Origin of the sequence: Xylocopilactobacillus apicola (genome assembly GCF_033095985.1) — a bacterium.
Lineage (GTDB): Bacteria > Bacillota > Bacilli > Lactobacillales > Lactobacillaceae > Xylocopilactobacillus > Xylocopilactobacillus apicola.
Window position 1 is genome coordinate 316,505 of record NZ_AP026802.1, and the last position, 26,251, is coordinate 342,755.

At 39.1% G+C, this 26,251-nt stretch carries 17 protein-coding genes and 1 tRNA gene; 15 read left to right on the forward strand and 3 right to left on the reverse strand.

All coding sequences use genetic code 11. The annotated features are described in order from the left end of the window. Positions 1-91: 91 nt before the first annotated feature. From helD to R8495_RS01740, 7 genes are all read left to right on the forward strand, one after another. Positions 92-2,392, forward strand: coding sequence for an RNA polymerase recycling motor HelD (gene helD / locus R8495_RS01710; RefSeq protein ID WP_317635841.1), 2,301 nt, complete (start codon positions 92-94; stop codon positions 2,390-2,392). A gap of 11 nt (positions 2,393-2,403) precedes the next feature. Then, positions 2,404-3,312, forward strand: a complete 909-nt coding sequence (coaA, locus tag R8495_RS01715; protein ID WP_317635842.1) for a type I pantothenate kinase — start codon at positions 2,404-2,406, stop codon at positions 3,310-3,312. A 98-nt stretch (positions 3,313-3,410) separates the two neighbouring features. After that, positions 3,411-3,758 (forward strand): BlaI/MecI/CopY family transcriptional regulator, encoded by a 348-nt coding sequence (locus R8495_RS01720; protein ID WP_317635843.1) that lies wholly within the window; start codon positions 3,411-3,413, stop codon positions 3,756-3,758. 90 nt (positions 3,759-3,848) lie between these two features. Beyond that, complete coding sequence (lexA, locus tag R8495_RS01725; RefSeq protein ID WP_317635844.1) at positions 3,849-4,484, forward strand: transcriptional repressor LexA; 636 nt, start codon at positions 3,849-3,851, stop codon at positions 4,482-4,484. A gap of 71 nt (positions 4,485-4,555) precedes the next feature. Continuing rightward, positions 4,556-5,521 (forward strand): AAA family ATPase, encoded by a 966-nt coding sequence (locus R8495_RS01730; protein WP_317635845.1) that lies wholly within the window; start codon positions 4,556-4,558, stop codon positions 5,519-5,521. Continuing rightward, positions 5,521-6,612, forward strand: a complete 1,092-nt coding sequence (locus tag R8495_RS01735) for a DUF58 domain-containing protein (protein ID WP_317635846.1) — start codon at positions 5,521-5,523, stop codon at positions 6,610-6,612. Before R8495_RS01730 ends, R8495_RS01735 begins: the two co-directional genes overlap by 1 nt. Next, entirely contained in the window at positions 6,602-8,866 is a 2,265-nt protein-coding gene (locus R8495_RS01740; RefSeq protein WP_317635847.1) for a transglutaminase-like domain-containing protein, read from the forward strand. Before R8495_RS01735 ends, R8495_RS01740 begins: the two co-directional genes overlap by 11 nt. A 63-nt stretch (positions 8,867-8,929) precedes the next feature. On the opposite strand, the gene R8495_RS01745 is transcribed toward R8495_RS01740, so the two are convergent. The 3 genes from R8495_RS01745 to R8495_RS01755 form a co-directional block, all read right to left on the reverse strand. Further along, complete coding sequence (locus R8495_RS01745) at positions 8,930-10,474, reverse strand: glycosyltransferase (protein ID WP_317635848.1); 1,545 nt, start codon at positions 10,472-10,474, stop codon at positions 8,930-8,932. A gap of 86 nt (positions 10,475-10,560) precedes the next feature. Then, a complete protein-coding gene (locus R8495_RS01750; protein WP_317635849.1) occupies positions 10,561-11,265 on the reverse strand; it encodes a type 1 glutamine amidotransferase in 705 nt (234 codons plus the stop codon). Then, positions 11,265-12,611, reverse strand: a complete 1,347-nt coding sequence (locus R8495_RS01755; RefSeq protein WP_317635850.1) for a Mur ligase family protein — start codon at positions 12,609-12,611, stop codon at positions 11,265-11,267. Before R8495_RS01755 ends, R8495_RS01750 begins: the two co-directional genes overlap by 1 nt. A 255-nt stretch (positions 12,612-12,866) precedes the next feature. On the opposite strand from R8495_RS01755, the gene R8495_RS01760 reads away from it, so the two are divergent. The 8 genes from R8495_RS01760 (at position 12,867) to R8495_RS01795 (ending at position 26,076) form a co-directional block, all read left to right on the forward strand. Then, positions 12,867-12,938 (forward strand) — tRNA-Arg (locus tag R8495_RS01760). Positions 12,939-13,451: 513 nt separating this feature from the next. Then, on the forward strand, positions 13,452-16,106 hold the full coding sequence (locus tag R8495_RS01765; RefSeq protein WP_317635851.1) for a BspA family leucine-rich repeat surface protein: 2,655 nt from the start codon (positions 13,452-13,454) through the stop codon (positions 16,104-16,106). Between the two features lie 203 nt (positions 16,107-16,309). Then, the gene (locus R8495_RS01770) at positions 16,310-20,035 is read left to right on the forward strand and encodes a BspA family leucine-rich repeat surface protein (protein ID WP_317635852.1); all 3,726 of its coding nucleotides are present in this window, start codon (positions 16,310-16,312) and stop codon (positions 20,033-20,035) included. A 545-nt stretch (positions 20,036-20,580) separates the two neighbouring features. Further along, positions 20,581-20,736 (forward strand): hypothetical protein, encoded by a 156-nt coding sequence (locus tag R8495_RS01775; RefSeq protein WP_317635853.1) that lies wholly within the window; start codon positions 20,581-20,583, stop codon positions 20,734-20,736. Continuing rightward, positions 20,702-23,782 (forward strand): BspA family leucine-rich repeat surface protein, encoded by a 3,081-nt coding sequence (locus R8495_RS01780; protein ID WP_317635854.1) that lies wholly within the window; start codon positions 20,702-20,704, stop codon positions 23,780-23,782. Before R8495_RS01775 ends, R8495_RS01780 begins: the two co-directional genes overlap by 35 nt. Before the next feature lie 154 nt (positions 23,783-23,936). Next, entirely contained in the window at positions 23,937-24,731 is a 795-nt protein-coding gene (locus R8495_RS01785; RefSeq protein ID WP_317635855.1) for a TPM domain-containing protein, read from the forward strand. A gap of 80 nt (positions 24,732-24,811) precedes the next feature. After that, the gene (locus R8495_RS01790; protein ID WP_317635856.1) at positions 24,812-25,237 is read left to right on the forward strand and encodes a hypothetical protein; all 426 of its coding nucleotides are present in this window, start codon (positions 24,812-24,814) and stop codon (positions 25,235-25,237) included. 95 nt (positions 25,238-25,332) lie between these two features. Next, positions 25,333-26,076: a Fic family protein gene (locus tag R8495_RS01795; RefSeq protein WP_425613281.1), complete on the forward strand. Its 744-nt coding sequence runs from the start codon at positions 25,333-25,335 to the stop codon at positions 26,074-26,076. The last annotated feature ends 175 nt before the right edge of the window (positions 26,077-26,251 follow it).

The window sequence follows — 26,251 nt, forward strand, 5'->3', positions numbered from 1 at the left end:
TGCTTTTTCTGGTAATATTTAGAAATGTTCATCAACTTGGAGTTGTGCTAAAATGTTAGGACGCTTTTTACAATATTAAGGAGCAGCTTAAATGGATCAAATATTAAATGACGAACAAAAGTATTTAACCTTTGTAATTTCCGAGATTGAGAAAAAAGTTAAAATTTTTAAACAGAAAGAAGCCCAGGCGCGATCTGACGGCAAGAAAGTCATGGATACGTTCTTTGATGATTTCTCAGTTAACATGTCAGATTATTCTGAACAGCTTGAGACATCAGCTTCGATTCATCAACAACAACAAATTTTATTAGAAAAAAATAATGCTTATGAACGTTCAGCCCGCGAACTTGCAACACTTAATCGGGTGAAGGGACGCCCTTTTTTTGGCCGCATTGATTTTGAGGAAACTGCCAAAACCGGTCGGGAGAAGATCTATATTGGAATGTCTTCTTTCGTTGATACGAAGAATAAATATCTAATTTATGATTGGCGCGCTCCAGTTTCTTCCATATATTATGATGGTCGACTCGGGGAAGTGAGCTATGATACGCCGGATGGCAAGCAGGTCGTTGATCTCAAGTTAAAACGGCAGTTTTTGATTAGCGACGGACAAGTACATTCGTATTTTGATACCAAAAATGAAACCATCGGTGATCAGATGCTTCTTGAAGCCTTGCAGGAGAAGTCCAGCACCCAAATGAAAACGATTGTTACGACGATTCAACGGGAGCAAAATGCAATAATTCGGGATACTAAGACTGATCTTTTGTTTGTTCAAGGTTCAGCGGGATCAGGTAAGACGTCAGCAGTCATGCAGCGAATGGCGTTTTTGCTGTATCGCTATCGCGGTAATTTGAATTCAACTGAGATTTTGATGTTTTCGCCCAACCAGCTTTTTAACGATTATATTGCGAACGTCTTGCCTGAGATGGGTGAGAATAATATGGTCCGCTTTACGCTGGAGACATTTGTGGGTCGCCGGATTCCGGGCTTTGAAATTATTAATGTTCTTGACAGCTGGGAAGGACAATTTAATGAAGTAAGCCGCAAAGTTGTTCATCTGTTGGGATCTGATGATTTCTACACGGCAATGGAGACTTATGCAGAGAAACTGAATCGTGCTGGTGTGAAATTGCGCCCGATTGTTTTTCGCGGGCAAGAGCTAGTGTCAACTGAGAAAATTTCGCAGATCTTTTATCAGTTTAACCAAAATTATAAGTTGCTCAATCGACTGGATGAGACGAAAAAACGGGTGCTTAATTTGGTGAAATCGAATTTGGGTCGTCAAAAGCGCAGTGATTGGGTTAGCAATATTGTCGAGAGTATGAGTGAGGAGCAAATTCGGGAACTTAATCCGCGCAATCGTGAATTTGCGAGCTCGAAAGATGAATATAATTTTTACGCAAACAAAATTATTGATCACGAATACAAAATTTTGGCCCGCAAAATTGTTCACAACTATTTCCTTAATATTATGGCGCAATATCGCGATTTTCTGCTCTATCTTGGTCAAAATAAGGAATTTCTAGCCCAGTTCAATTTAAGTAAGAGTGAGTGGAAGGAGTATCTCTTACAGGTCGGCGAGCTTCTTTCGCATAAACAAATGACCATTAATGAAGCACTGCCTTTTGTCCAGCTGTTTGATCTCTTGACGGGCCGCCACGGTGAGCGCGATATTCGTTATGTTTTTATTGACGAGATTCAGGATTACACGCCGTATCAAATTCGTTATCTGAAACATGCTTTTCCACGGGCACGCTTCACTTTATTGGGAGATCTCAACCAGGAAATTTTTTCTTTTGATGAAGGTAAGTACTTGATTGATGAGGTGAAGCAGATTTTTAAAAATCAAGAGACTAAAGTGGTTTATCTGCCGACATCCTATCGTTCAACAAAACAAATTACGAATTTTACTAAAGAAATTTTGTCTGATAGTGAGCATATTAAAGCTTTTGATCGCAACGGCTTAAAGCCAAGAGTGTTTATCGGCCAAAATCATAAACAGTTAGACCAAAAAGTCGTTGAAATTTTGCAAAATGAGCATCAACAGGATTTTACAACGGCAGTAATCACGAAAACGCCCGAAGCCGCAGAAAAATTGGCTGCGACTTTGACTGATTTAGAGATTGATCATCTTTTAATTAAGTCGGCGCGCCAACATTTAGCTAAGAAAGTGATGATCATTCCAGCTTATCTCGCAAAAGGATTGGAATTTGATGCAGTGATCGCTTATGATGTGTCTAAAGACAATTTTACAGAGCAGTACGAGCGCAAACTTTTATACACGGTTTGCTCGCGGGCAATGCATGAGCTAAGCGTGTTGGCAGTTAAAGAAATGTCGCCGCTTTTAGAGAAAGTGCCAGAGAGTCTTTATGAATTGGAAAAATTATAAGGAGCTATAAGATGTCGCATAATGATGCGTTTAGTTACCATGAATTGAATTTAAAAGCTGTTTCGCAGATGAAGAATCTGCAAGGACGAGTTAATCCAGCATTTTTAAAAGACGATGTCGTCGAAGAATTAGCAAATCAGAGTGAAATGTTTGGTCTTTTGTATTTAATTGGGCTGAAGCATAGTCTAAAATTAACTGAGGATCGTAGTTTTGATAACTATTTTAAAGGGCCTTTTTTCAAAAGAAGGACGCCATTTTTAATCGGGATTACAGGGGCAGTTTCTGTTGGCAAAAGTACTTTTGCGAAGGATTTAGCAGATAAACTGCATGAAATGAATCCCAATCAACGGGCAGAAATTGTTTCGTCTGATGATTTTTTATTCCCGAATGCTGAGTTAGTTCAGAAGAATTTGATGGATAAGAAGGGCTTTCCGGAAAGCTTTGATAACGAAGCTCTTTGGAACTTTTTAGTGAACGCAGCGAGCTTTAATGAAAGCCAAGATATTCCAATTTATGATCATTTGACTTACGACATTTTAGATCGTAAGAGACGAGTTCGCAGCGCCGATTTTTTGATTGTTGAAGGAATTAATGTCCTTCAAACAAATCCGCTGAATGGACAGGCCTTTAGTGAGATGATGGATCTGACGATTTATTTAGAAGCTGCGCATGAAAGCATCATTAATTGGTTTTTAAACAGGTTTAATGACTTGTTGGATCATGCTGAACCTGGTGGATATTTTGAGAAATATGCTCAAATGCAACGAGAGGAATCGAATCAGTTAGCAAAAGATACATATGCAGCAATTAATCAGCCGAATTTTGAAAACTTTATTGAACCAACGCGTAATCGAGCGAATTTAATTGTTCAATTTGATGATGATCATGAAATTACTAGAATCTTGATGCGCGATTATTAACAACAAACAACTACCTTAAAATTTTAAATGGTAGTTGTTTTTGTAATTTGGTATAATTTGGTTTAGCAAAATAGTTTTCTGAAAAAGAGGTTAATTTAATGGAAAGACTCACGATAGCTGAAGAAACAGTAATGAATGTACTTTGGGGATCTGACGCAGCTTTAAGCTCGCAAGAAGTTTCTCATTTGAGCGAAGAATTAGACCCTAACAAAACCCAAATTCTCATGAGAAGGTTGCGCCATAAAGAGTTTGTAAAAGTTGTTCAAATTGAATTAAGAAAAAAATCTTTGACAAGAATTTACCGACCACAAGTATCAGAAGGTGAATATTTTAAATCATTTGTTTCCAAAAGAGCAATGCTCCATTTAATTAAATCTCATGCGGCGGAAATGAATCGAAAAGAATTAGAAAAACTCAAAGAATTTATCCAAAATCTTAAAAAATAATTGTTCGGGAGAAAGACAATCTAATCATTTTACTTGCAAACATTTGTTCGAAAATGGTAGAATGAAACAAAAAAGACATGGAGCGAACTGATGGGGCAAAGATTTGACGATCACCGACGACAAGAAATTCTTACCAAGATTAATCAATACATAGAAGAGTATAGTTATCCTCCGTCGATTAGAGAGATTTCTAAGATGATGAATGTGGTGTCTTCAAGTACTGCTGCAACTTATGTTAATCGTTTGATTAATGATGGTTATTTAAAGAAGCGCGATAGTCGTTCCCGAACGCTTGAAATAACGCCTAAAGGTAAAGAAATGGTGGGTTTTGTTGAAGAGAAAAATCACGGAATTCCTTTAGTCGGAACAGTTGCAGCGGGGCAGCCAATCGTTGCCGAGGAGTCAATTGAAGGATTTTTCCCGGTTCCTGATAACATAACGTATCCAATTGATGAATTGTTTATGTTAAGCGTGCAGGGTGATTCGATGATCGAAATTGGGATTAATAATGGGGATCAAATCATTGTTCATCGACAATCAACGGCAGATAACGGGCAGATTGTTGTAGCAATGACAGAAGATTATGAAGCTACGGTAAAGAGATTCTATAAAGAAGCGGGGCAAATTCGTTTACATCCTGAAAATTCTACAATGGCGGATTTGTTTTATTCGAACGTGACAATATTAGGCCTCGTAATAAGCCTATACCGCCCAGTTCTTTTTTAATAATCTTTTTTGTAAATAGTGGATAATTGTTCTCGGATTTTTGTGCTATATTTATTAGTCAGGGGGAAGATATGAACGATTATTCAACTAATGTTAATGATTATCAACGAGCTTATAATTTGGTGCAGAAAATCACTGCCCAAACAAGCAAAGTAATTATTGGTAAAGACGAAGTTGTTAAAATGACAATTGCGGCAATGCTTGCTTCGGGACATGTGCTTTTTGATGATATTCCTGGGGTTGGTAAAACGACTTTAGTTCGAGGTTTAGCGCGAGCAATTGGTTTGGATTTCACTCGAATCCAATTTACACCTGATTTAATGCCTGCTGACATTTTGGGGACTTCAATTTTTAATCAAAATACGAATAAGTTTTCTTTTCATCAAGGACCAATTTTTTCGACAGTGGTTTTGGCTGACGAGATTAATCGAGCAACCCCGCGGACTCAATCTGCGCTATTAGAGGCGATGTCTGATTATTCGGTAACGGTTGATGACAATCACTTTGATTTGAATCCTGATTTTTTTGTACTTGGGACGCAAAATCCGTTAGCTTTTGAAGGGACGTATCCTTTACCGGAAGCTCAGCTGGACCGCTTTTTGATGCGGTTAACGATTGGTTATCCAGATGTTGATGATGAATTTCGTTTAATTTATCAAACTGATCTAAGTGATCATATCGAACGAGTGCAAGAAGTTGCTAGTACTCACGACATTCATTGGCTCAAAGGTCTTGTGAAATCAGTTCATTTAGCAAATAATGTTGCGACTTATGTTCTGAATTTAGTTCAGGCAACGCGCAATCAACCAGAAATTAAATTGGGGATTAGTCCGCGGGGAACGCTTGCTTTAGTTCAAGCTGCCAAAGCTTATGCTGTTACTAATGGTGAAAATTATGTTTCGCCTGAAACCGTGCAACAAGTGCTCTTACCCGTATTCTCTCATCGAATTATTTTAGAAGATGAGTATGTGCAGACAATTCAGCCAGAGGAGATTCTCCAGGAAATTGTCGCGCAGGTTGAAATTCCGGTTCATTAATGATGCGGCAGAAATTTCTAACATATTTGCATAATATCGCAACCTTATTTGTCTTTTTTTTGTTTTTGCTTTTTGGGTGGATTTTCAACAACGTAACAGGCTGGGCTATTTTTTATACCTTTTTTATATTTTTGATTCTTGAATTTATCCAGATCCTAGCGCCGTTACACGGAGTTCGTGTAAGTTCGCGTGAACAGTTTATTTATTATGGTGATGAAGATGAATTTCTGAAATTGGATCTTTCAGCGAAGCACCATCTTTTCTTTCCGCGGCTATCAATTCAGTTGTTTGACCGCCAAGTTTTTCGAGGCGAGGGGAAAATAAGTAGTCGGGATTTCTTGCATCCAGCTCATCTCGATCTTTATTTATACCTACTTCCACGGGGATATTATCCGGAGAATACATTGCTGCTCTTAGCTAATGACTACTTTCTGATGTGGGAAAAAAGTCGGATTATTGGGCAAAAAATGGATTTGTATATTTTGCCGCAACGACTAAAAAAAGAGGGGCAGCGCTTGGCCCTGGCAGTCGAGAAAATTATGCAAATTCCGGCTAAAGATGCTGAAATTACAAGCTTTGAATTTAAGAAATATCGAGATTACGAGAATCGGGACAGTCTGAAGTCGATCGACTGGAAGAAGTCAGCCAAAACATCAAAATTGACGGTACGGGAAGACTATCCAGAACGAGAACCGCAAAATGTTTTAATTTTCTGGGGCGAGAACGGGGAGAATTTTGAGCATTCGTTGGCGATTTTTAACTCAATGTATGAAGTTTTGGACCCAACAGACTTTCAGCAAGTTTTTTTGGTGGGCGAGAAATCTTATGTGGGTAAACACATTGATAAGAAGTGGTTGGCTGAGCTAGAAGCTTTTACTCAAATGCCAAAGCTCGAATTGTTGTCAAAAGTTAGAGAACGCAACGTTTATCTTTTTAGTGTGGGGACTTCTGCCAACTTAAATCGAGCTGCCCAATTTCTGCGCCAGCATAATGAAATTATTTATTTAAATCTCAAATCGCCAGAATTGCTGTTAATTACCTCCCGCTATTTTTCGAGGCAGGTTTATTTAGAGGATTACAATGAAAATTAAGAAGAATGCTCTAGCATTATTTTTTTTAGCAATACTCAATGTTGTGATTGTCGCAGCAGCAGTTCCCGGATTTGTTGATATCAATCTACCAGACACCAAAGCAATTGTTTTGAAGAAAATCCTCTTTATTGATTTTTATTTGTTTATAGTTGCAATGGCATTTTACTTAGGAGCTAAAAAACGGCGCTGGTGGGGATTTGTCAGCTGGATTTTTGGCTTCGTTTCCCAACTTTTCTTGCTTTTTCTACTATTTCCTAGTCAGGCTGGGCATAATTGGTTTAAAGTATTTGGAGCAGAAGTCAGCCGTGAATTGAGCAGTTTGTGGGGCTTTAATTTTGTTGTGATGCCGACGGTTTTAGCGACGATTATTGTCCTTTTTTTCGCCACTTTGATTTTGGGATTTGGAATTTATTGCGATCTGTGGTACATAACATTTCCGCTAGTTCTGACTTATATTCTGTCGATTACGGTCTTCGATAGCCACGATCACTGGGTGGCAGCGATTGTGATTTTGCTTTGTTTTGCTCTACAAATTTTTATGGTTACCAACTATCAGGAGATTTTTGTCAGCAAAAAACCGCATTTAGGGTTATTGGTGCTCGCTTTTTTGGTGCTCGCTATTTCACTTGGCGGGGGAATAATTTTTCGCAAGACTTTTGTGAATTTGACCAAAGTCGTTGATGGACCAGGGGTGCGGGTGCGAAATAAGCTCAACACGCTGGGATTCTATCAAACAATTAATGAACAAACGCAAAATAATCCCGAAGCCAGAAAGGCAGGATTTTCAATCAACAGTCGCGAACTTGGGGGACCTATGCTCGATAACAACCGATTGGTTTATACAGTTTGGGAGAAACAGCCGAATTATCTGCGCATCGATACGAAGCATAACTACTCTGGGCGCGGGTTTAACGATAACGAAACTTTAGGGAGCGAATTGTCGGGGCGCACGCTTTTGCTTGATGAGGTTAAGCTGCCAACTAAAGGGACTCGAAGCTCAATCAAAATTATTTATAGCAATACTATGAAGGCGGCGGTTAACCAGTTTATTCCGCAAGTTTACGGGAAAATTTCGATTGATTTTGGCAGCCAGAAGATTAATTCAGCCACACATAATATGGAAAATTCTCTTTTGCAATATGATAATTCTAAAAGCAGAACTTCCCAATTTAGCTATGAAGTAAACTATTATGATGTCTCAAATGATAATATCAAAAAGAATACCGGAGGCGAGATCCCGGAAGATGTCCAGAAGATGTACACGCAGCTGCCAAAGAAATTGCCGTCGCGGGTCAATGAATTAGCCCAACAGGTCACAAAAAGTAAGGATAATCAGCTCGATAAAGTGCTGGCGCTGCAAAATTATTTGAAGACAAATTCACGCTTCACTTATTCACGTCTTGAAGCTCAGAGAACACCCGCGGGCCATGACTTTGTTGATTATTTTCTCTTTGATCATCCGGTCGGTTATTGCGACAATTTTGCCACTTCAATGGTGGTAATGCTTCGCACGCTAGGTATTCCAGCGCGTTATGCCGAAGGATTTTCGCCTGGGACCTCCAAGCAGAAGATTGGGGATAATTACGAATACGAGATTAGAAACAACAACGCTCACAGCTGGCCGGAGGTTTACTTTGCCCAGATTGGCTGGGTTCCGTTTGAACCGACGCCAGGCTTTCGAGGTCGTGGCAAGGATTCAGATAATTCTTCTTCAGTCGATGATTTAACGGCGAAGGGTTCCAGCCAGACCTCTAGTGGCTCTAATAGCTCTGAGACAAGTTCAAGTAGTGGTTCAACGAGTTCTTCGACTAGTAAGTCCACGAAAAGTTCGACTAGCAGCCTCTCGAAGAAGTCAGCTCCCAAGACGCCGCCGCACAAGCCTAATCCGTTCTTGCCGTGGATACTGTCAATAATGGCACTCGTTTTGATTGTTGCGCTCTTTATTTTCCGCCAGACTTTCTATTGGCTTTTCTTAGGAATTGTGTTTGCGGGAGGAAGGTGGCCTGAAAAATGCTATTTAACGATTTTGCGTTATTTTGAAGGACGTCTAAAACGCGAATCTGATGAACCGCTCGCTCAATATGCTAAGCGGGTGGGGATCCTTTATCCGCAGATTAACGATTTGTTTATTAAATCGACGCATCAGTACGAAGTGAAGATCTATGGAAATGAGGCTGAATCTAGTGAGTTGGGTTCAGTCTTACATGAATTGATAATTACGATGATGAAAAATCCACGGAGTTTGAGTAGTTAAGCTGGTTTAGAGACCAGCTATTTTTGTGCAAAAAAATACCCCGCAACGGGGCAGAATTCAATTTTATTCAACAGGTTCTTCGTGGTTCAAGACTTGTTGCCACATTTGCCAAACTGCATCAGGATAAAACCGGGAAGCAGATTCATAAGCTCTTGTACTCAAAGTCTTTTGAAGGAATGGATCTTTTAGGATATTGATGAAAATTTTTGCCATTTCTTTATAGTCGCCCTCTTTGATCAGGTAACCATTCTCGCCTTCTTCAATGATTTGAGGCGCACCGTATTTGATGTCATAAGCGACGATTGGCACTCCGTGGTTGATCGCCTCAACCATCGAAAGGGGCGCACCTTCAACTTTGGAGGTGTTAGCTAAACAGATTGAGTGATCGTAAACTTCGGCGATATTTTTCGTATAACCGCGTAAACGAACGGTTTCTTGCAAACCAAAACGATTGATGGCGATCAGTAATTTATTTACTTCGAAATCATTCATCGCATAGCCCCAGATATCTAGCTTGGCATCGGGAATTTCTTTGTGGACAATGTTGAAAGCTTTGACCATATCCTCAAGCCTTTTTTCCGGTGAAAGTCGGGCAACTGCTAAAATTGTTTTATGGTCACGCTGTTCAAAATCAGCATAAGGAATTTCTGGGTCTGCGATCCCAACTGAGACAGAGTAAACTCTAGTATCAACGCCAGAGAATCTTGCTCTTAGATCAAGCTGTTGCTGGTGAGTCGGGACAATAAATCCGTCGAAAAGTGCAGCGTGACGGAGTCCGTACTCATAGTTTTCGTTGAGGCGTGAATGCATAACATCATGAGGATCGTAAGCATGCCCACTGTGAATCATCATGTATTTATACGCTGGCGTCTTCATTTTGGCGACGGAGTGAGTTAATTCCATCCGATCAGAGAAGAAGTTATTGACTTTCTCTCCGTGACCGTATGCAAGGTTTAAGTCATCGAGGAATTTAGTCTGAAATTCATCAGTACTACCGAGAACGGTAGTTTCACCTTGATATTTAACCATGATCGAGCTGACTTTTTGAACTCCACGAGGATAAATTGTCTTGATCTCAATTACGACGTTGCCATCAAGATCGAAGTATTCCTCGAAAATTGGGCGGCGCTTGTCATCAATAGTAGTTCTTGAAGACAAGAATCCACGTTCGTCGTAATAATCATATTTTTTGAAGCTTTGGCCATCGGGCTCCATATAGATAAATGAAGTAATTTGACCATTACCTGTATTGGTTTGAATGATGTAATTCTTCTTTTCGTCGTCCTTATCCACAACGCGATAAGCTAGATCGGTCTGACCATTTGGTCCGAGAAATGTTACTTCGTATTGCTCATTATCTTGATATTGTTTGATGGTGTTTTCTTTTTTCTCAGTCTCATGAGTGCCTTGGTAGAAGTCAAAGGCATTGATATGCTGATCATTTGGAATTCCGTTGATCTTAAGGACAGTGTGGGTGTTAGTCCAATGTTTAACCGTTACGATCATTGCCTGGCCACCTTCGCTGTTAAAAAGATGCAGGCGCTTGATTTGGGCATGCTCGATTCCTGACATGCTGGTAGAAACGTTATTAGTGATAAAAAAATTCATACTTAAGCTCCTCTTATTGTTGAAAACTATCTTTTATATTCTAGCCCATTCCAGCTCATGAATAAATCAATTTTTATAAATTATCATTAGAAAAACTCGGCGGGAACGTTTTTGAGCTTCAAAGCCCAATCGGTGACGGGGTCTTTTCTTGTCAAAATTATCTCTAGAATTCGCTTAGCGAGGTTACCGTTGCGCGTTAAGATCGGTCCATGGAAATAAGTTCCAAAAACATTGCGATAAATTGCGCCTTCCGTACCATCTTCACCGTTATTTCCGTTTCCAGTGACAACGTTGCCGAGAGGGGATTCGTTCGAACCGAGAAATGTTCTTCCTTGATGATTTTCAAATCCGTGGTATTTTTCGCCTGTTGTAATATTTTCGATTTCAATATCACCAATAAAACGTCCATCAGGCTGATTTAAAGTGTAGTGGGGCAATGCCTTAATTCCTTCGATCCGCTCGCCGTTTGCCATTAGAAAATAATCCCCCAGCATTTGATAGCCGCCACAAACTGCTAACATTGGGCCGTCATTTTCAATGTAATCTTTCATGTGTTTGGCTTTTGACTGAAAATCGGGGGCGAGAACTTTTTCTTCGTAATCTTGGCCACCGCCAAAAAGCATAAAATCATATTGGCTGATTTCAAGCGGATCGCCAATTGAGACGACTTCATCATTTACGGCGATCCCGAGCTGCTTGGCATAATAACGTAGAGCTACGATATTGCCATAGTCACCATAGGTATTCATCATGTTTCCGTAAAGGTGAGCGATTTTAATTGTTAGATCCATTAGAATCCTCCTTTGATGTAGCCACTTGCTGCTAGTTGTTGTCTTAGTTGCAGCATCGCAGTATAGGTTGCAGCAAGATATACTTTTTTGGTGGGAGCAGTTTTGATTTTTTCAATGACTTGTTTGAGATCAGGGACTGGTTCTTCAATTTTAAAGTCAGCCATTTTTAGCCGGACGGAAATGTCGCGCCAGCGCTCGCCACCAGGAGTCACTTGCTTGACGTTAGCTTGATGCAATTTCTCAAAATCAGTATCCCAAATCCACGAAGTATCAATCCCGTCAGCATAATTCGCATTTAAAAGGACAATCAGCGAAAATGGATCGGGTTCTGTCATCATCATATCAATGACCGCATTGGCTCCAACGGGATTCTTGACCAGAACGATTGTGAGTTCTTTGTCGCCAACGCTGATCGCTTCTTGGCGGCCAAAAATCTGTTGGTTTTGTTCAAATGCGTCTTTAATTGTTGCAGGAGAAATTCCTAATTCCCGCGCCAAAGAATAAGCTGCCAGCGCATTATAAATATTGTAAAGACCACCAATTTCAATTTTAAATGGATGTGTATCAATTTCAAATTTAGAGAATTTTGGGGTCAACTCGTCGACCTTGGTGACGCAATATTTAAGCGGTGGTCGTTTGAAATCGTCAGTAACCGAATAGTAGGACCCAAGATTAGCATAAGTTAAAAAGCGATAATGGAGAATACTGTTGTCAGTCGGCGAAAGAATTCCGTCAGTGTTAGATGGAGCTGGAAGCGAATGATCAGCTGAATCATGGTTGAAGCCATAATAAACTTCAGGGTTACTAGGTTTATCACGTTGGAAGATGGGGGAGTCACCATTAACGATCACCGTCGACTCCGGAGCTTTTTTGATTCCGGCCAGAATTTTATCATAAATTGTGTAAATTTCGCCGTAACGATCCATTTGATCACGAAAAATATTCGTTAAGACGAAAAATTTCGGCTTGAGAGATTCGGTGACAACTTCCACGTTGGCCTCGTCTACTTCTAAGATCGCAATTAATTTGTCAGCCGGATGGCTCGGAGTTTGCGTAATAATCGTATCAACAATTCCTTGGATCATATTTGAACCAGATGAGTTGGTGATGACCTGGTAACCCGCATTAGTTAAAATTTTGGTGCAAAGGGCAGTCGTTAAAGTTTTGCCGTTAGTGCCAGTCACAATTACCACATCAAGATTTTGATTGAGATCTTTAAGCAAGTTCGGTTGAATCTTTAGTGCGATCTTACCTGGCAAAGCAGTACCGCTGCGGTGTAAGACTTTTTGTAAAATAAAACGGCTGGTTGTAGCAGAGAAAATTGCTAAACGAGTTCTAAAGTTCATTTAAGATGGCTCCTGATAAGTATTTCCCTCTATTATAATTTTTTTAGGTGCAAGTTGCGAGACAATAATTTTTTAATTTTTGTTCATGATTTGTTCACAAATTTTAGCTATATTAATGAAGTCGAAATCAAACAGCCAGAATTTGATTTTTGATAATTCTCCTAGAAGTAATTTATGAAATTAGACGGATCACTACTGACTCAGTAGTGATTTTTTCTTGACGGAGGGACATTATTTAGGTATTCTAGTATTTGCGCGGGATTAGTGTAATGGATCGCACGTAGGATTCCGATTCCTGAAATCTGGGTTCGACTCCCAGGTCCCGCATCTGAGTTCAGATGAAACATCAATTACTACAAAGAGCCGTCTTTACCGAAGTGGATAAGGACGGCTTTTTGTTGCATAACTTCCTTAACACTTAAAGAATACAGGCTCAGCAACTTTGTTCTACTATTTCAGATTTTTTTTACAAAAAGCGAAATCAAAAATCATAAGAAGTCTGGTATACTATCGATAATTAGTAGAGAATTAAGATCAGAAAGAGGAGATGTCGATGAACTTAGCGAAAAAGCTATGCTATATCTTGTCAATATCAAGTTTGCTTTTGCCCCTGCTGTTTGTTTTGAACTTTAAACAGGACAGTAAGGCAGGAGATTTCCCGTCTAATGTAGCAAATTCGCGCAATGATAACGTTTCCAGGGGGGGGGATCTTATAAACCTTTAGGAAATGATTTAATCGCTCCGTTTGGTCAGATTCAGCCGCGAGATTTTTCGACGGTAGTTAATCCAGGAGATTTTCGCCTGAACGCTGAAAGCAAATTTAATAACGGACGGAGTTTTGTGAGTTTGAATTGGGATCGGGTTCCCAATGCGTCAGATGGCTACATTGTAGAGCGAACAACTGACGGATATACTTGGACGATTCCTCCGACCAACTACGGTAAGCATATTAAGGTTCTAAATGTTTATCCGACTAATGGCGGAACCCGTTACAACTTTTTGAAATCTTGGATGGACCAGATCGACCCAACCTCGGGGCAACCAGTGTCGATGGGCTTAATTGATGTTGATGAGGTTGCATTAGTCGATTTTAACGTAAATCCTGATCAATATTTAAAAAATAGTGACGGTCTATATCAGTATGATGGAATTTTCTTTGGTTCGGCTGATAGTAACGGTGGGTGGCAAGACTACAATGATTTGACAACTACCTCTCAGCCAAAAGTTGCGGCTTTTGCCGACACTGGTCGTTCAATAGTTTTGGGACACGATACGATTACTACGTATGAGGGTCCGTACATGAATCATGATAATTTCGGGAAATTTAGATCGAAACTTGGTCTTAAGTTTCCCCGAGAAATCACGGCTGACGGTAATACTTATGACGGTACGACTTGGCCGGGAACTGATCGGGTGAAATTCGTAAATGATGGAATCTTGAATCAGTACCCGCATTATCTTGATAGCACAGCGATTTATAGTATTTCGAAATCTCATACGGTGAGTCAGTTTTTTATGTATGATAGTGGCGCAACTAAATGGATGGAATTTTCAGCAGGAAATTCGTCTTTTGGTGGGAAAACTAATTATGTGTTAGATTCAAACGGCAATAAAATTGGGGATAATAACTGGTATTTGGTCACCAAAAATAATTATGCGATGATTCAGACGGGACACACAACAGGGGAGTGTACGCCAGACGAAGCAAAAATTATTGCTAACATGTTGTATTATACGAGTACGCTAAATACAACAACTGAAGGTGCTGACTACACGGTCAAAGATACCGTTGCACCTGATTTGCCGACAGTAAATTATACTTCCCAGGTTGGTGATCTGTGGAATTTTAATATTGGTGCGATTGATCGAGGACCAGACTATACGTACCGAGTTAAAGCTAATACTGATAATGGAATGAAGACCTCAGATGAGGTCAAGGTACCGGTGTCAAGCGGTATTAAAGGATATATCTACTTGTTAGATACTGATCCTAATGGTGCCCCAGCAGTGACGAAGGATCCCGTGACAGGGAACGTAACGAACATTAATCTTACTCCAACTAATGGAAGTCAGGCTAGTTTGTCGTTAAATGTGCCAGATCCAGCTGGTAAATATTTGCACGTCATCGCAGTCGATAATGCCAATAATGTTTCGGCAGTAAAAACGGTCATCGTATCAGAACTAAAGTGGTGGGAAATTGATCCGATTACTAAAGTTTTAACCATTTTTCCACATGAGTTAAATGGAGCAAATGATACATCGGGTGCCTCAGTTTGGCCTTGGCATGATCAAGCGGCGGATATTACAAAAGTAGTACTTAAGCCAGGAGTAACAGCTCGTGGGTCGCTTCACAATTTATTTGCTGATCTTACTTCAGCTACTTCAATTGAAGGTATTGCTGATTTAAACACCGCCAACGTCACTGATATGAACGCAATGTTTGCGCATTGCCAAAGTTTAACTAGTCTTGATGTTAGTCGTTTTGATACAGCGAATGTAACGGACATGAATAGTATGTTTAACTACTGCACAGGGTTAACTAGTTTAAATGTAAGCAGCTTTGTTACGGATCATGTTACTAGTATGCGAGGCATGTTTCAAGCCTGCACGGGCATCACAGAGTTGAATCTAAATAATTTCAATACAGGTCTAGTCCAAGATTTCAGTTACATGTTTAATGAGATGCACGAATTAAAGAAATTAAATGTAACAAGCTTCAATACAACAAGTGCAACTGATATGACGGTTATGTTTGCTCATATGTGGGTATTGCCGAGTCTAGATATTAGTAGTTTTAACACAAGTAACGTTACTGCGATGAGCTCGATGTTTGATGGGAGCCCAAAACTCTGGCATTTAGTTATTGGAGCGGGCTCGCAGCTCCTTAACAATTGTGGCTTAACAGATCCAGTTGAGGAGACTGTCATTAATGATGCGGGTCAAAGTTATTATGTAACTGCTAATCAGTGGCGAGAAGTTGGGGGTGGTTCACTACACGATCCTATGGGAACAGCAAAAAATGCTGCTCAAATTATTGCTGATTCTCAAACAGGAATAGGTAAACGTATTTACGTTTGGGATCAAATGGGGACTCAGAGACTTTCAACTACTACGGGAATTGACTTCGGAACTCATCAAGCGCCACGTCATTCAGAAGAATATGTTACTTCTATCCAAAGTTTTAATATATCCGATAATCGTAATGGTAGGACAGGGAAACTGTGGCGCGTCGAGGCGGCAATTTCGAAGCCATTCGAACATGTTTTGGACAGTACTAAGAAAATTGCTGGTAATCCACTTTATTATCACAGTGGCGGATCTACGACCAACCTTACTTCAACCGCTCAATCGATATATAACGGTGCTGCAGGAAGTGGATATCGAGACACTTTGAACATTCCTTGGAGTTTGAGTTTTAAGATGAAGCGCACTGATATACCAATTCCTGGTCAGTATCAAGCAACTGTAATGTACACATTAGTGAATATTCCTTAAAACAGCGGCTATCCTGGATTTTTAGGATAGTTTTTTGTTTGTCAGCGACAGAAATGATTGCTTTTAAGACAAGGAGCGGGTTAAAAAAATAGATGATTTATTATTTCGAAATTTTTTTATAAAAAAAGGAATCTAAATTAATAATAAATCTGATATACTAACATTAATTGAATAGTTTGAACACAAATGGTAGGGAGATGACGATGAGACTAGCAAAAAAGCTGGGCTATATTCTGGTGTTATTAATTGGAATTTTAACTTTGTTTTTTAGTTTAAATTTTAAACAGGAGATAAAAGCAGTTGAATTTCCGCAAAATGTATCAATCAGTAATTCTAATAAAAAGAATGATGAGAAGGAATCCATTTTTGGATCATTTTCTAAAATTCAACCACGTGGTTCTGGTTCTCAAACTCCGGTCAGCATGGGACCAGGTGATAGCCAGAATTTTTTTGCGACGGTCGGTAGCGCAGTAGCCAAGGTTAACGATGATGGTACGTGGGATACCATTTCGATTAACGAGCCAAAATATTATCAAGTTGGAGCGGTCACGCTTAATGCAACAGTTGATATGACCAAAGATTTCAATTTCAGCTGGAATTTGAAAATTGAACGTTCTTCGCTTGCTTTTCTCGCAGATGGATTAGGCTTTATTTTTCACCCGTTATATAGTCCAGGTGAAACAATAACTGATTTACAAGGCGGTTCACCTTATGTTTTACCAGCAGTATTTGGTCGTCATTCTGATACAACTCCAGTAACAACTACTGACGATCCTGATCTTGGTCAAAATATCCATTCGATTGGAATAAATGGAGGAGACCTTGGGATCAGCGATATTATGAACGCCATCAGTTTTAAAATCGATACGAATTATAATGGGGTTATGGGAACTAGGGTTGCTAATACACCTTACGGTAGTACAAGTCATTATTTAGATGTCGATCGTTATCCTGATGATTATTATGCTGGGACGACCTCAGGCGGAGTAGCTAACGGGTCTTTTGTAACGACCGACAATACCGGATTTTCTTCGGCTTCTCAATATTCAGCGCCATTGAATGGGCTTGCAGTCACACCTAAAAGTAATTCTTTTGGCAGTGTTAGTGGAGATGCAATTGTGGTTCCAGATAATACATGGCGACCAATGCAGATTTTTTACACAGCGGCAACTCATACGTTGAAAGTTACAATTGGTGATGCAGCAACAGGTGGTCAGGTAAATTGGACCAAGGTCTTAAATGCCAATGAACAGGCGATAATTGCCAGTAAGCCGAGCTGGGCATTTTCGGTTTTGGGTTCGACGGGAGCGGGAGTTGAAGGTAATACAATTAAAAATATTCGCGGGACATTTACACCAGGGGATTCGGTAATTACGACCCGCTATATTGATGAAAACGGAAATGATTTACAACCGCCAGTATCGACCTTGGAAGCAAACTGGCAGGTAACGCATCCGGGCTCCACTCAGTTTGTTGACTCAAGTAGTCCAGCTACGATCGTGAAAAATGGCAAAATTTATCGAAGAGCACAAGTCAATGGAACTTTTTTTAATAACAACACTCGGACCAATAAGCGTTTAGGAGCACCTGGGAGTGGTTCAACTGTCGATACAAGTGGCGGAAATGTAACAGTTACGACTAATTTTGAAAACATAATCTTTGTTAATTATGTTTATCGTCAAGAATTTCCTCAAGGAAGTACCGATGTAACATCTGATTTACAGTTAAGTACTGACGGGACAACATTCTCTAAGACTGCTAATATTCATCCGGGAGACGAAGTAACGTTTAAATATACAGCCAAAAACAATACACTTCCTGGTGTTTGGTCAAAAGTTACGGCGGTTCAGTCCTTAAGTGGCCTTTTCACACCAAAAGGTACGTTGCCTGCAGGTGTTACTCAAAAAGACGGATCACTTTATGTTCCGATAAAAGTGGGAGCAATTAATGATATTAGAACGGGCGAGACGGGTACTAATACGGTTAAGTTGAAGTATGAAGGAGTCGAGAAAGCCAGCCTTACTGCTAATGATGCGGGACAGATTACGATAACTAATAATCCTGCAACGTCGGGAGCACCCAAGACTTCAACCATTGTCTCAAAGGTCTCAATTTATGATCAGTCGAATCAATTGATTGATGATAATGGAAATCCAGTGTATGGTTCGTATTTCTACAATCCTAGTAATCCGAACGCACCTTTAGCTAGTACTGACACAGTATACAATACCGCCAATTTTGCTCCCATGACTGATTCAGTAACGGTTAATGATCTGGGCTGGTGGGATTTTAATGCAACGACGAAGGTCTTGACCATCTATCCGCACGAGTTAAATTACGTTAGAGATAATGAGTATATTGCTTCTGAGAATACATATGGATTTCCTTGGTGGGGCTCTCGATTACAGATAGAAAAGACGATAATTAAACCAGGAGTGACAGCAAAAGGACGACTAAGAACCTTATTTTATGATCATGAAAATATGACTTCGATTGAAGGTCTTGAGGATCTCGATACCAGTGAAGTGACGGACATGTACTTCATGTTCTGCCAATGTAATTCCTTAATCAATTTAAATGTTAGTAACTTTAATACAAGTAAAGTTACTGATATGAGGACAATGTTTGGTAACTGTTGGTCATTAACCAGTCTCGATGTGAAGAATTTCGATACCCATAATGTTACTTATATGAGTGAAATGTTTAAAAGCTGCAAAAAAGTAACCAATTTAGAAGTGAAGGATTTTGATACTTCTAAAGTTACTTCAATGCGATACCTGTTTAGTGGGTGTGAATCACTAACGAGCCTCGATGTAACAGGATTTAATACCAGTAATGTTACTGATATGGGTTACGTGTTTTCTAGCTGTTCATCGATAACGAACCTTGATTTAAGAAGTTTTGATACCAGTAAAGTAACTGATATGAAATTCATGTTTGGGTATTGTACCTCTTTATCTGATCTAAAATGGAATGCAACGAAATTTAATACCAACAATGTTACTGAGATGGAATATATGTTTCGCGATTGTAGTTCATTAAAGAATATTGATGTAAGCCATTTTAATACTAGTAAAGTAACGAATGTTAACTATATGTTTAATGGTTGTACGTCTTTAGCGAGTCTTGATTTGAGCAGTTTTGACCTGACTAATGTTGTTCACAAAGGGAGTTTAAATCATGTGGAGAGCGGCTACAATGAGATGTTGTCAGATACTCCTAAACTTTGGAAATTAACGCTTGGACCAAATACGAAAATTCCAGATGTTACAGTTAGCGGGACGTTGATCTCTGCAAAATTGAAAGATCCAACGCCTGGGAATAAAGTTATTGATTTAAATTCTCCAGTACCGCCTAATCCGCAGTATTACGTTACGAATGCTCAGTGGCGGGAGGCAAGCACTGATGATTTCCTGCATGAGCCAGACGGAGCAGCGAAGACCGCAGCTGAAATTATGAGTGAATCGGCGACGGCTAATCGCAAGCGGACGTACGTTTGGGATCAAATTGGTAAGCAGACTTTAGAAGCAACGCCAGGCAACATTGATCTGGGAACTCATGCGGGACATTTGAAAAATCAAGAATACAAAAGTTCAGCGCAGAATTTGAAGTTGACCGATAATCGAAACGTACGAACGGGCAAGAATTGGCGCATTGAAGCAGCGGTAACGAAACCGTTTAAGCATGCAACAGATCCAACCAAAGTGATTAATGGCGATCCGCTTTATTATCATGACACTACTTCGGGGACGACGACGCATTTAACTTCTACAGCGCAAGTGTTATATAACGGCACTGCAACGAATTTGTATCAAGATGTTAAAGATTATCCATGGAATTTGAGTTTTAAGGCAAGTCCGAGTGATATTCCGAAAGCCGGTAAATATAACGCAACAACAACGTTTACCTTGGTGAGTGCACTACCTTAAATATATTTATAGTGAAAATGGAGGATTTATTATGATCGTTAGAGTAACAACCGTTGAAGAATTAAAAATGCTACACATTCCCCCGAAAATTAAAGTGCTTGAAAATACTGAATATGATGTTAAAAAATAGAAGATGGTTCAATTGTCTATACTCCAACTTCTTCACTGACTAAATTAGAAGAAAAACCTAAAGGAAATACTTTTACAGAAATTGAGTTTACTTTTCAGAACGGAGACACTACCAAAGTTAATCTTCATTTCGACTCTCTCAAAAAACAGTAGACTTTAATAGAAAGAGATACGCATTCTTAAGAAAACGAAATATTTTTCGTTTTTTTTAGATCTTAAATCATTTTCAAAACTTTATTAACCAAAATTTATATATCCTTTATGTAATAAATTAATCCAAATAAGACAAAAACGAATTAATCAATTATACACGTACGTTAATTCGTCTTTTTTTATTTTTTTTAAAAATATTGCACAAAATCTGATTACTAGTTTGGTATACTAAATATAATGATATTACATTACGGGAGATGACAATGAAAACATTCAAGAAATTTAGATATATTTTGGTGGCCTTAGCGGTGGCTCTAACAATTTTGTTGGCTTCTAACATGAAGCAGCACGTTATTGCATCAGTTTTTCCTTCAATTGAAACTAATGGTAGCGATTTCAGGGGGGGGGCATTTAGATAGACCCTCAGAAGTTGTTTTCGCGGATCCTTTACAATTTCCGCGAACTCCAAAGATCAATTCAAGGATTAATCTGCGTTCGCCTTCAACAATAGTTAAGAACGGAGAATTTGGTTTAAGAGGCGAGAGCAAATTTGTGGGGAACCAGGCCTCAATTTCTTTAGATTGGGATATTGTTTCTGATATTTCTGATGGTTATATTGTGCAGAGATCAACAAGCAGCATAATTTCTGATAATGATACTGCTTGGGAAACAGCCCCGACTAACTACGGTAAAAAAATTAAGATTCTAAACGTTTATCCTCCTGATGGTCGTTTTTTAAAAGCATGGATGAATCAAAATAATGGTTCGGGGCAACCTGTTTCTATGAATTTGATTGACGTTGATGAAATTTCTTTACCTGATTTTAACGCTAATCCTGATGGATATTTAAAAGATGCTGATGGAAATTATCGGTATGACGGTATTTATTTCGGTTCTTCGGATAGTAATGGTGGGTGGACTCCAGGAGTTAATGATTTAACTGCCACGTCACAACCGATTGTGGAATCTTTTGCTAATACAGGGAGATCAATTATCTTAGGACATGATACGCTGGCTGGCATTTATATGGGATCGCACCATTATTTCAATAGATTTGCTCCAAAATTAGGTTGGATGTTTCCCAGTGATATTGAAAATCAAGGAGGCAGAGTTGATAGTTACAAGTGGCGTGGAGCAAATCATGTTTCATTTACTGCCAATGGGATGTTGAATCAGTATCCTTATTATCTTGATCCAACTGTTACCTATAATATTTCTGTCTCTCATTCACTTGCTCAGTTTTATATGTATGATGATAGCGCTACTAGGTGGATGCAGTATGAAGGAGGATACCCGCCCAACTCTGTTAATGATATTGACTTTACTAACTACACTAACCATGCATACGATTATTCGGGTAGAGTTATTGGCGATGATAACTGGTATTTACTTACTAAAGGAAATTACGCAATGATTCAGACTGGTCATACAACTGGTCAGTGTACTCCTGATGAGGCAAAAATTATTGCTAATATGGTCTATTATACAAGTACTTTGAATACAACACGTCATGGCGAAGACTATACAGTTAAAGATTTAGCGGCTCCAGATGCACCAAGTACAACGCTTACGGGAACGAGTGCAAGCCAACTTAATTTAAAAGTAAATACTAATGACAATCCGACCGATTACTACTATCGAGTAAAAGCCAAAACTGCATTAAGAGATAAATACTCAGATGTGATTAAAACTTCGGTAGAGAGCGGGGTAAAAGGGTACGTCTACACTTTAGACAGTTCACCGACAAGTACGCCAGCGGTAACTAAGAATCCATCGACCGGTGAAGTAACAAATATTAATTTGTCTGCAACCTCTGCAACAGATCCGTCGGCTAATTTAAGTTTGCCATTGCCAGCAAGTTTAAATAAATATCTCCATATTGTAGCGGTGGATAATTCAAATAATGTTTCAGAGGTCAAACACATAAATCTCAATGACTATATATGGTGGTATATTGATCCGACCACCAAAGTTCTGACGATATACCCGCATGAGTTGAATGCCTTAGTAGATGCAGTGATAGATTCTTCAGTTGATCCAATTAATCCAACAGTTACTTGGCCTTGGGATCAATATAAAACTCAAATTACTAAAACGGTAATCAGTCCAGGAGTAAGCGCAAAAGCGAGTATTGCTCAACTTTTCAAAGGCTTTACAGCAATGACCGAAATTGTAGGTCTAACTAATCTTAACACGACAGAAGTAACGGACTATAGCTGGATGTTTAATGATTGTAAGAATCTTACGGCAATTGATCTGTCAGGCTTTAATACATTAAAAGCGTATAATATGTTTCGATTTTTGAGAAATTGTTCAAGTGTAACTGATCTAAAGTTTGGACCTGATTTTATAACGTCAAATGTGACTAACTTCGGCGGCTTCTTTGAAGGGATGCAGAGTATAGAGAGTATTGATATGGATCATATTGATACAAGCAGTGCACTGGATATGCAGGCAATGTTTGCAGTTTGTCGAAGTTTAAAAACTTTAGATGTAAGTCGTCTAAACACCTCGAATGTAAAAAATATGAATTGGTTATTTGAATTTGATAATAATCTAACCGAGATAGATCTGAGTAATTTTAATACTTCAAGTCTTACAACAATGGCATATATGTTTAAGGAAGACACGAATCTAAAAAAGATCACGTTTGGACAAAATTTTAACACAACGAATGTAACAACAATGGATCATGCATTTGAGAACTGCAGTTCTTTGAGTAGTTTAGATCTTTCAAGTTTCACAACAAATCCCAATACCATGAATATGGATGATTCTTTAAATGGGACAACAAATTTATGGAAATTAACGTTAGGAGTAAATACAAAGTTATCAAATACGACAGGTTTAGCAGATCCAAATCCTAGAACGCCAATAAATGATTTAGATAAACCAGTTCCGCCGAATTCGCAATATTATGCAACTGATGCTCAGTGGCGAGAGGTTGGGGTTGGAGGAAGTGATCATGAACCCAAAGGTGATGTTTTGACGGCAGCTCAGATTATGAGTGAATCAGCAACGCGTAATGACGTTCGGACTTATGTTTGGGATCAGCGTGGTCGGGTCCAGCTTAAAGCACCAACTGCGATTGATTTTGGCACGCATCGAGGATCAGTTCGCAGTCATAACTATGAAAGTACAGATCATCAGTTTAAAGTTATTGACAACCGTAACTCTCGTAAGAACAAGAAGTGGCGAATTGAAGGAGCAATGACGCAGCCTTTAACTAAGGGAACCAAGCGAATTGTCGGTAATCCGCTTCATCATAAGAACAATTCGGGAGTGGAAACTAATTTGACCCCAGTAGCGACCTTTTTAGCAGAAAAGGTAATTCCAGGAGTAGTTTACGAAGATACGTGGGAAGAGCCGTGGAATATGATTTTCAAAACTACGGCAAATAATATTCCGGAGGCTGGAAGCTACAGCGGTGAGGTGACGTATACATTGCTTGATTCGACCCCTTAAGCATCAAAAGAGCTGTCATACTATTAAATGATATTCATTTTTTATGTTTAAACTCGACCGATAAAAATCAACGTTCAAATTATTAAGCTTTAGATGGTCTCAAATAAACCTTTAATGGTAAAATGGATTTAAATAATAAGTTTGGATCGCAATTATGAGAAAGAAAATCAAATTAAATATCGTTTTGTTTGTGGCAATTCTATTTAACGCAATAGCTTGGCCCCAAATCGTTAAGGCGGCAACTTTGCCTAGTTCTCCGCGTAGCTTCTACTATGATGAGGCGGGCCTTTTGACTGACTCCACGCAACAGTTAATCGAAAATAAGAACCGGCAGTATAAAAATAAAAGCCATGCTCCGCAGGTAGTTGTGGCAGTCGTTAATTCAACAGGCGGTGAACAAGTCGGGACCTATGCCCGCGATTTGTTTCAATCGTGGCGTATTGGCGATTATTCCAAAAATAACGGGGTTTTGATTTTGTACGCTTTAAATAATGGGGAACGCAACGTCGTGATTCAGGTTGGCAACGGATTAGATAATCAATTAAACGCTTCTAAGCGGTCGCAAATCTTGGAAGATAATCGCACAAATTTAAAATCAACCGATTCGCTATTAGTGAATCAAGGGATTCAACAGACGTTCAATTCCATAACGCAAGTGATCGATGAAAATCCCAGCACTAGTAGTGCGTCGCCAGTGGTCAAAGGAATCGTTTTTCAAATTGTGGCGCCGATTATTATTTTCATTATTGTTGCTTCGGCAGTGGGAATTTGGCTTACGGTTAAGAGATATCACTCAATGTCTAAACAAGAATTTATCAGAGACACTCGTCGACGGAATTTGTGGAGTTATAGCAGGTATCGAAATTATGGCGATGACCACTTTGACGACCATTTCTCAGGTGGCGGCGGCGGAAGCGGCGGTTCAGCAGGTGGCAGCTCGGATATTTAAAAAACGTTGTTTTTTTGAAAATAAAAGTTAGAATCTAATCTAAGAAACAAAAAAACTCGTTATTTTGAAAGAAGGATTCGATGACAGGTAACAAATATCGCGGTTTGAAGGGGATTTATTACGAAGCGGTAAAGCACCGTGATCTTGAGAGTTATCGCAAGATGGTTGATAGCCGAAGAAACAACGAACTTGCGGTTCATACGGGGCTTACAATGGCGCCGTTGGTCAATGAGTTTAGAACAAGTGATCAATTTGAAATTTTCTATCTTCCTGCGCTCCAAATTAGTCAATTGGAAGAAGAAATTTTTACTCTTTCACACCAGATTGATAAAAAAATGGCGCTTATACCTGAAGTGGCTCAGGAGCAGATTTTTAATAATAATTTAGTTGATGAATTGCAGAGTACTAACGATATTGAAGGTGTAAAAAGTTCTAAGGAAGAAATTAGTCAAACTTTTGAACGACTCAAAAAAGTCAAGTCGGCAAGGAACGTTTTTCTGGTTTAGTCAAGCTTTATGCTAATTTTGAGGAAAAGAAATACAACACAATTTCTTCTGTTAAAGATTTCCGAGATATTTGGGACGAGCTAGTTAGTCAAGAAATTAGCACTGAAGATCAACCGGATGGGAAGTTGTTTAGAAAGGCTAATGAGGTTATTCAGACCAGTGAAAAGGTTATTCATCGTGGTGATGAGTCAGAAGAGGAAATTACTAATGATCTAAGTAAGCTTGTAGCTGAAATGAATAATCCGAATATACCTTCGCTGCCAAAGTGTTTTTTGGCCCATTATTATTTTGAATATATTCATCCATTTTACGACGGCAATGGGCGGACAGGGCGCTTTATCGTTTGCTCCTATCTCTCACGTAAGCTAGATCGAATGTCAGCTTTGCAGTTTTCAACGGCAATTGCGAAGAATCGAAACTCTTATTATAAGGCATTCGTTGAGATGTCCAACGTTTATAATCAAGGCGAGGGGACCAAGTTTGTGATCAAAATGATGCAGCTGTTGATCTTTGGGCAATATAACATTATCGATAAATTAGATAATGGAATTAAACTTCTAGAAAATGCGAAGCGATTAATCGCCAAATTAAAGTTGAACTCTAATGAGAAGGAAATTATGTTTGCTTTATGTCAAAAAGCTATATTTGGCCCCTACGTAGGAACAATCACTGATACTGATTTGAGCAATACTTTAAAGATAAGCCGCTATTTGCTAAATAAAGCATTCGAAGTATTAATCGCCAATGATTTCGTTGAGGTCGCTAGTTCCAAGCCGTTGTCGCATGTGATTACAAAAAAAATTCGGGATCAACTATTTTGCCTAGAAACGTTCTTGTAAGATAAACAAGCCTTATCATAAAACTTTAAGGAAGGCCTTTATTTTAAAGATGATAGCGTTTTAATAAAAATTATTTCAACTAAACTAACATTATTTTTGTAAAATTCCGGTTAAGATTCTAGCAAATATCAGCAAATAGTGTTATTATTTTGAGTGGTTGATAGGGCTAAAGATT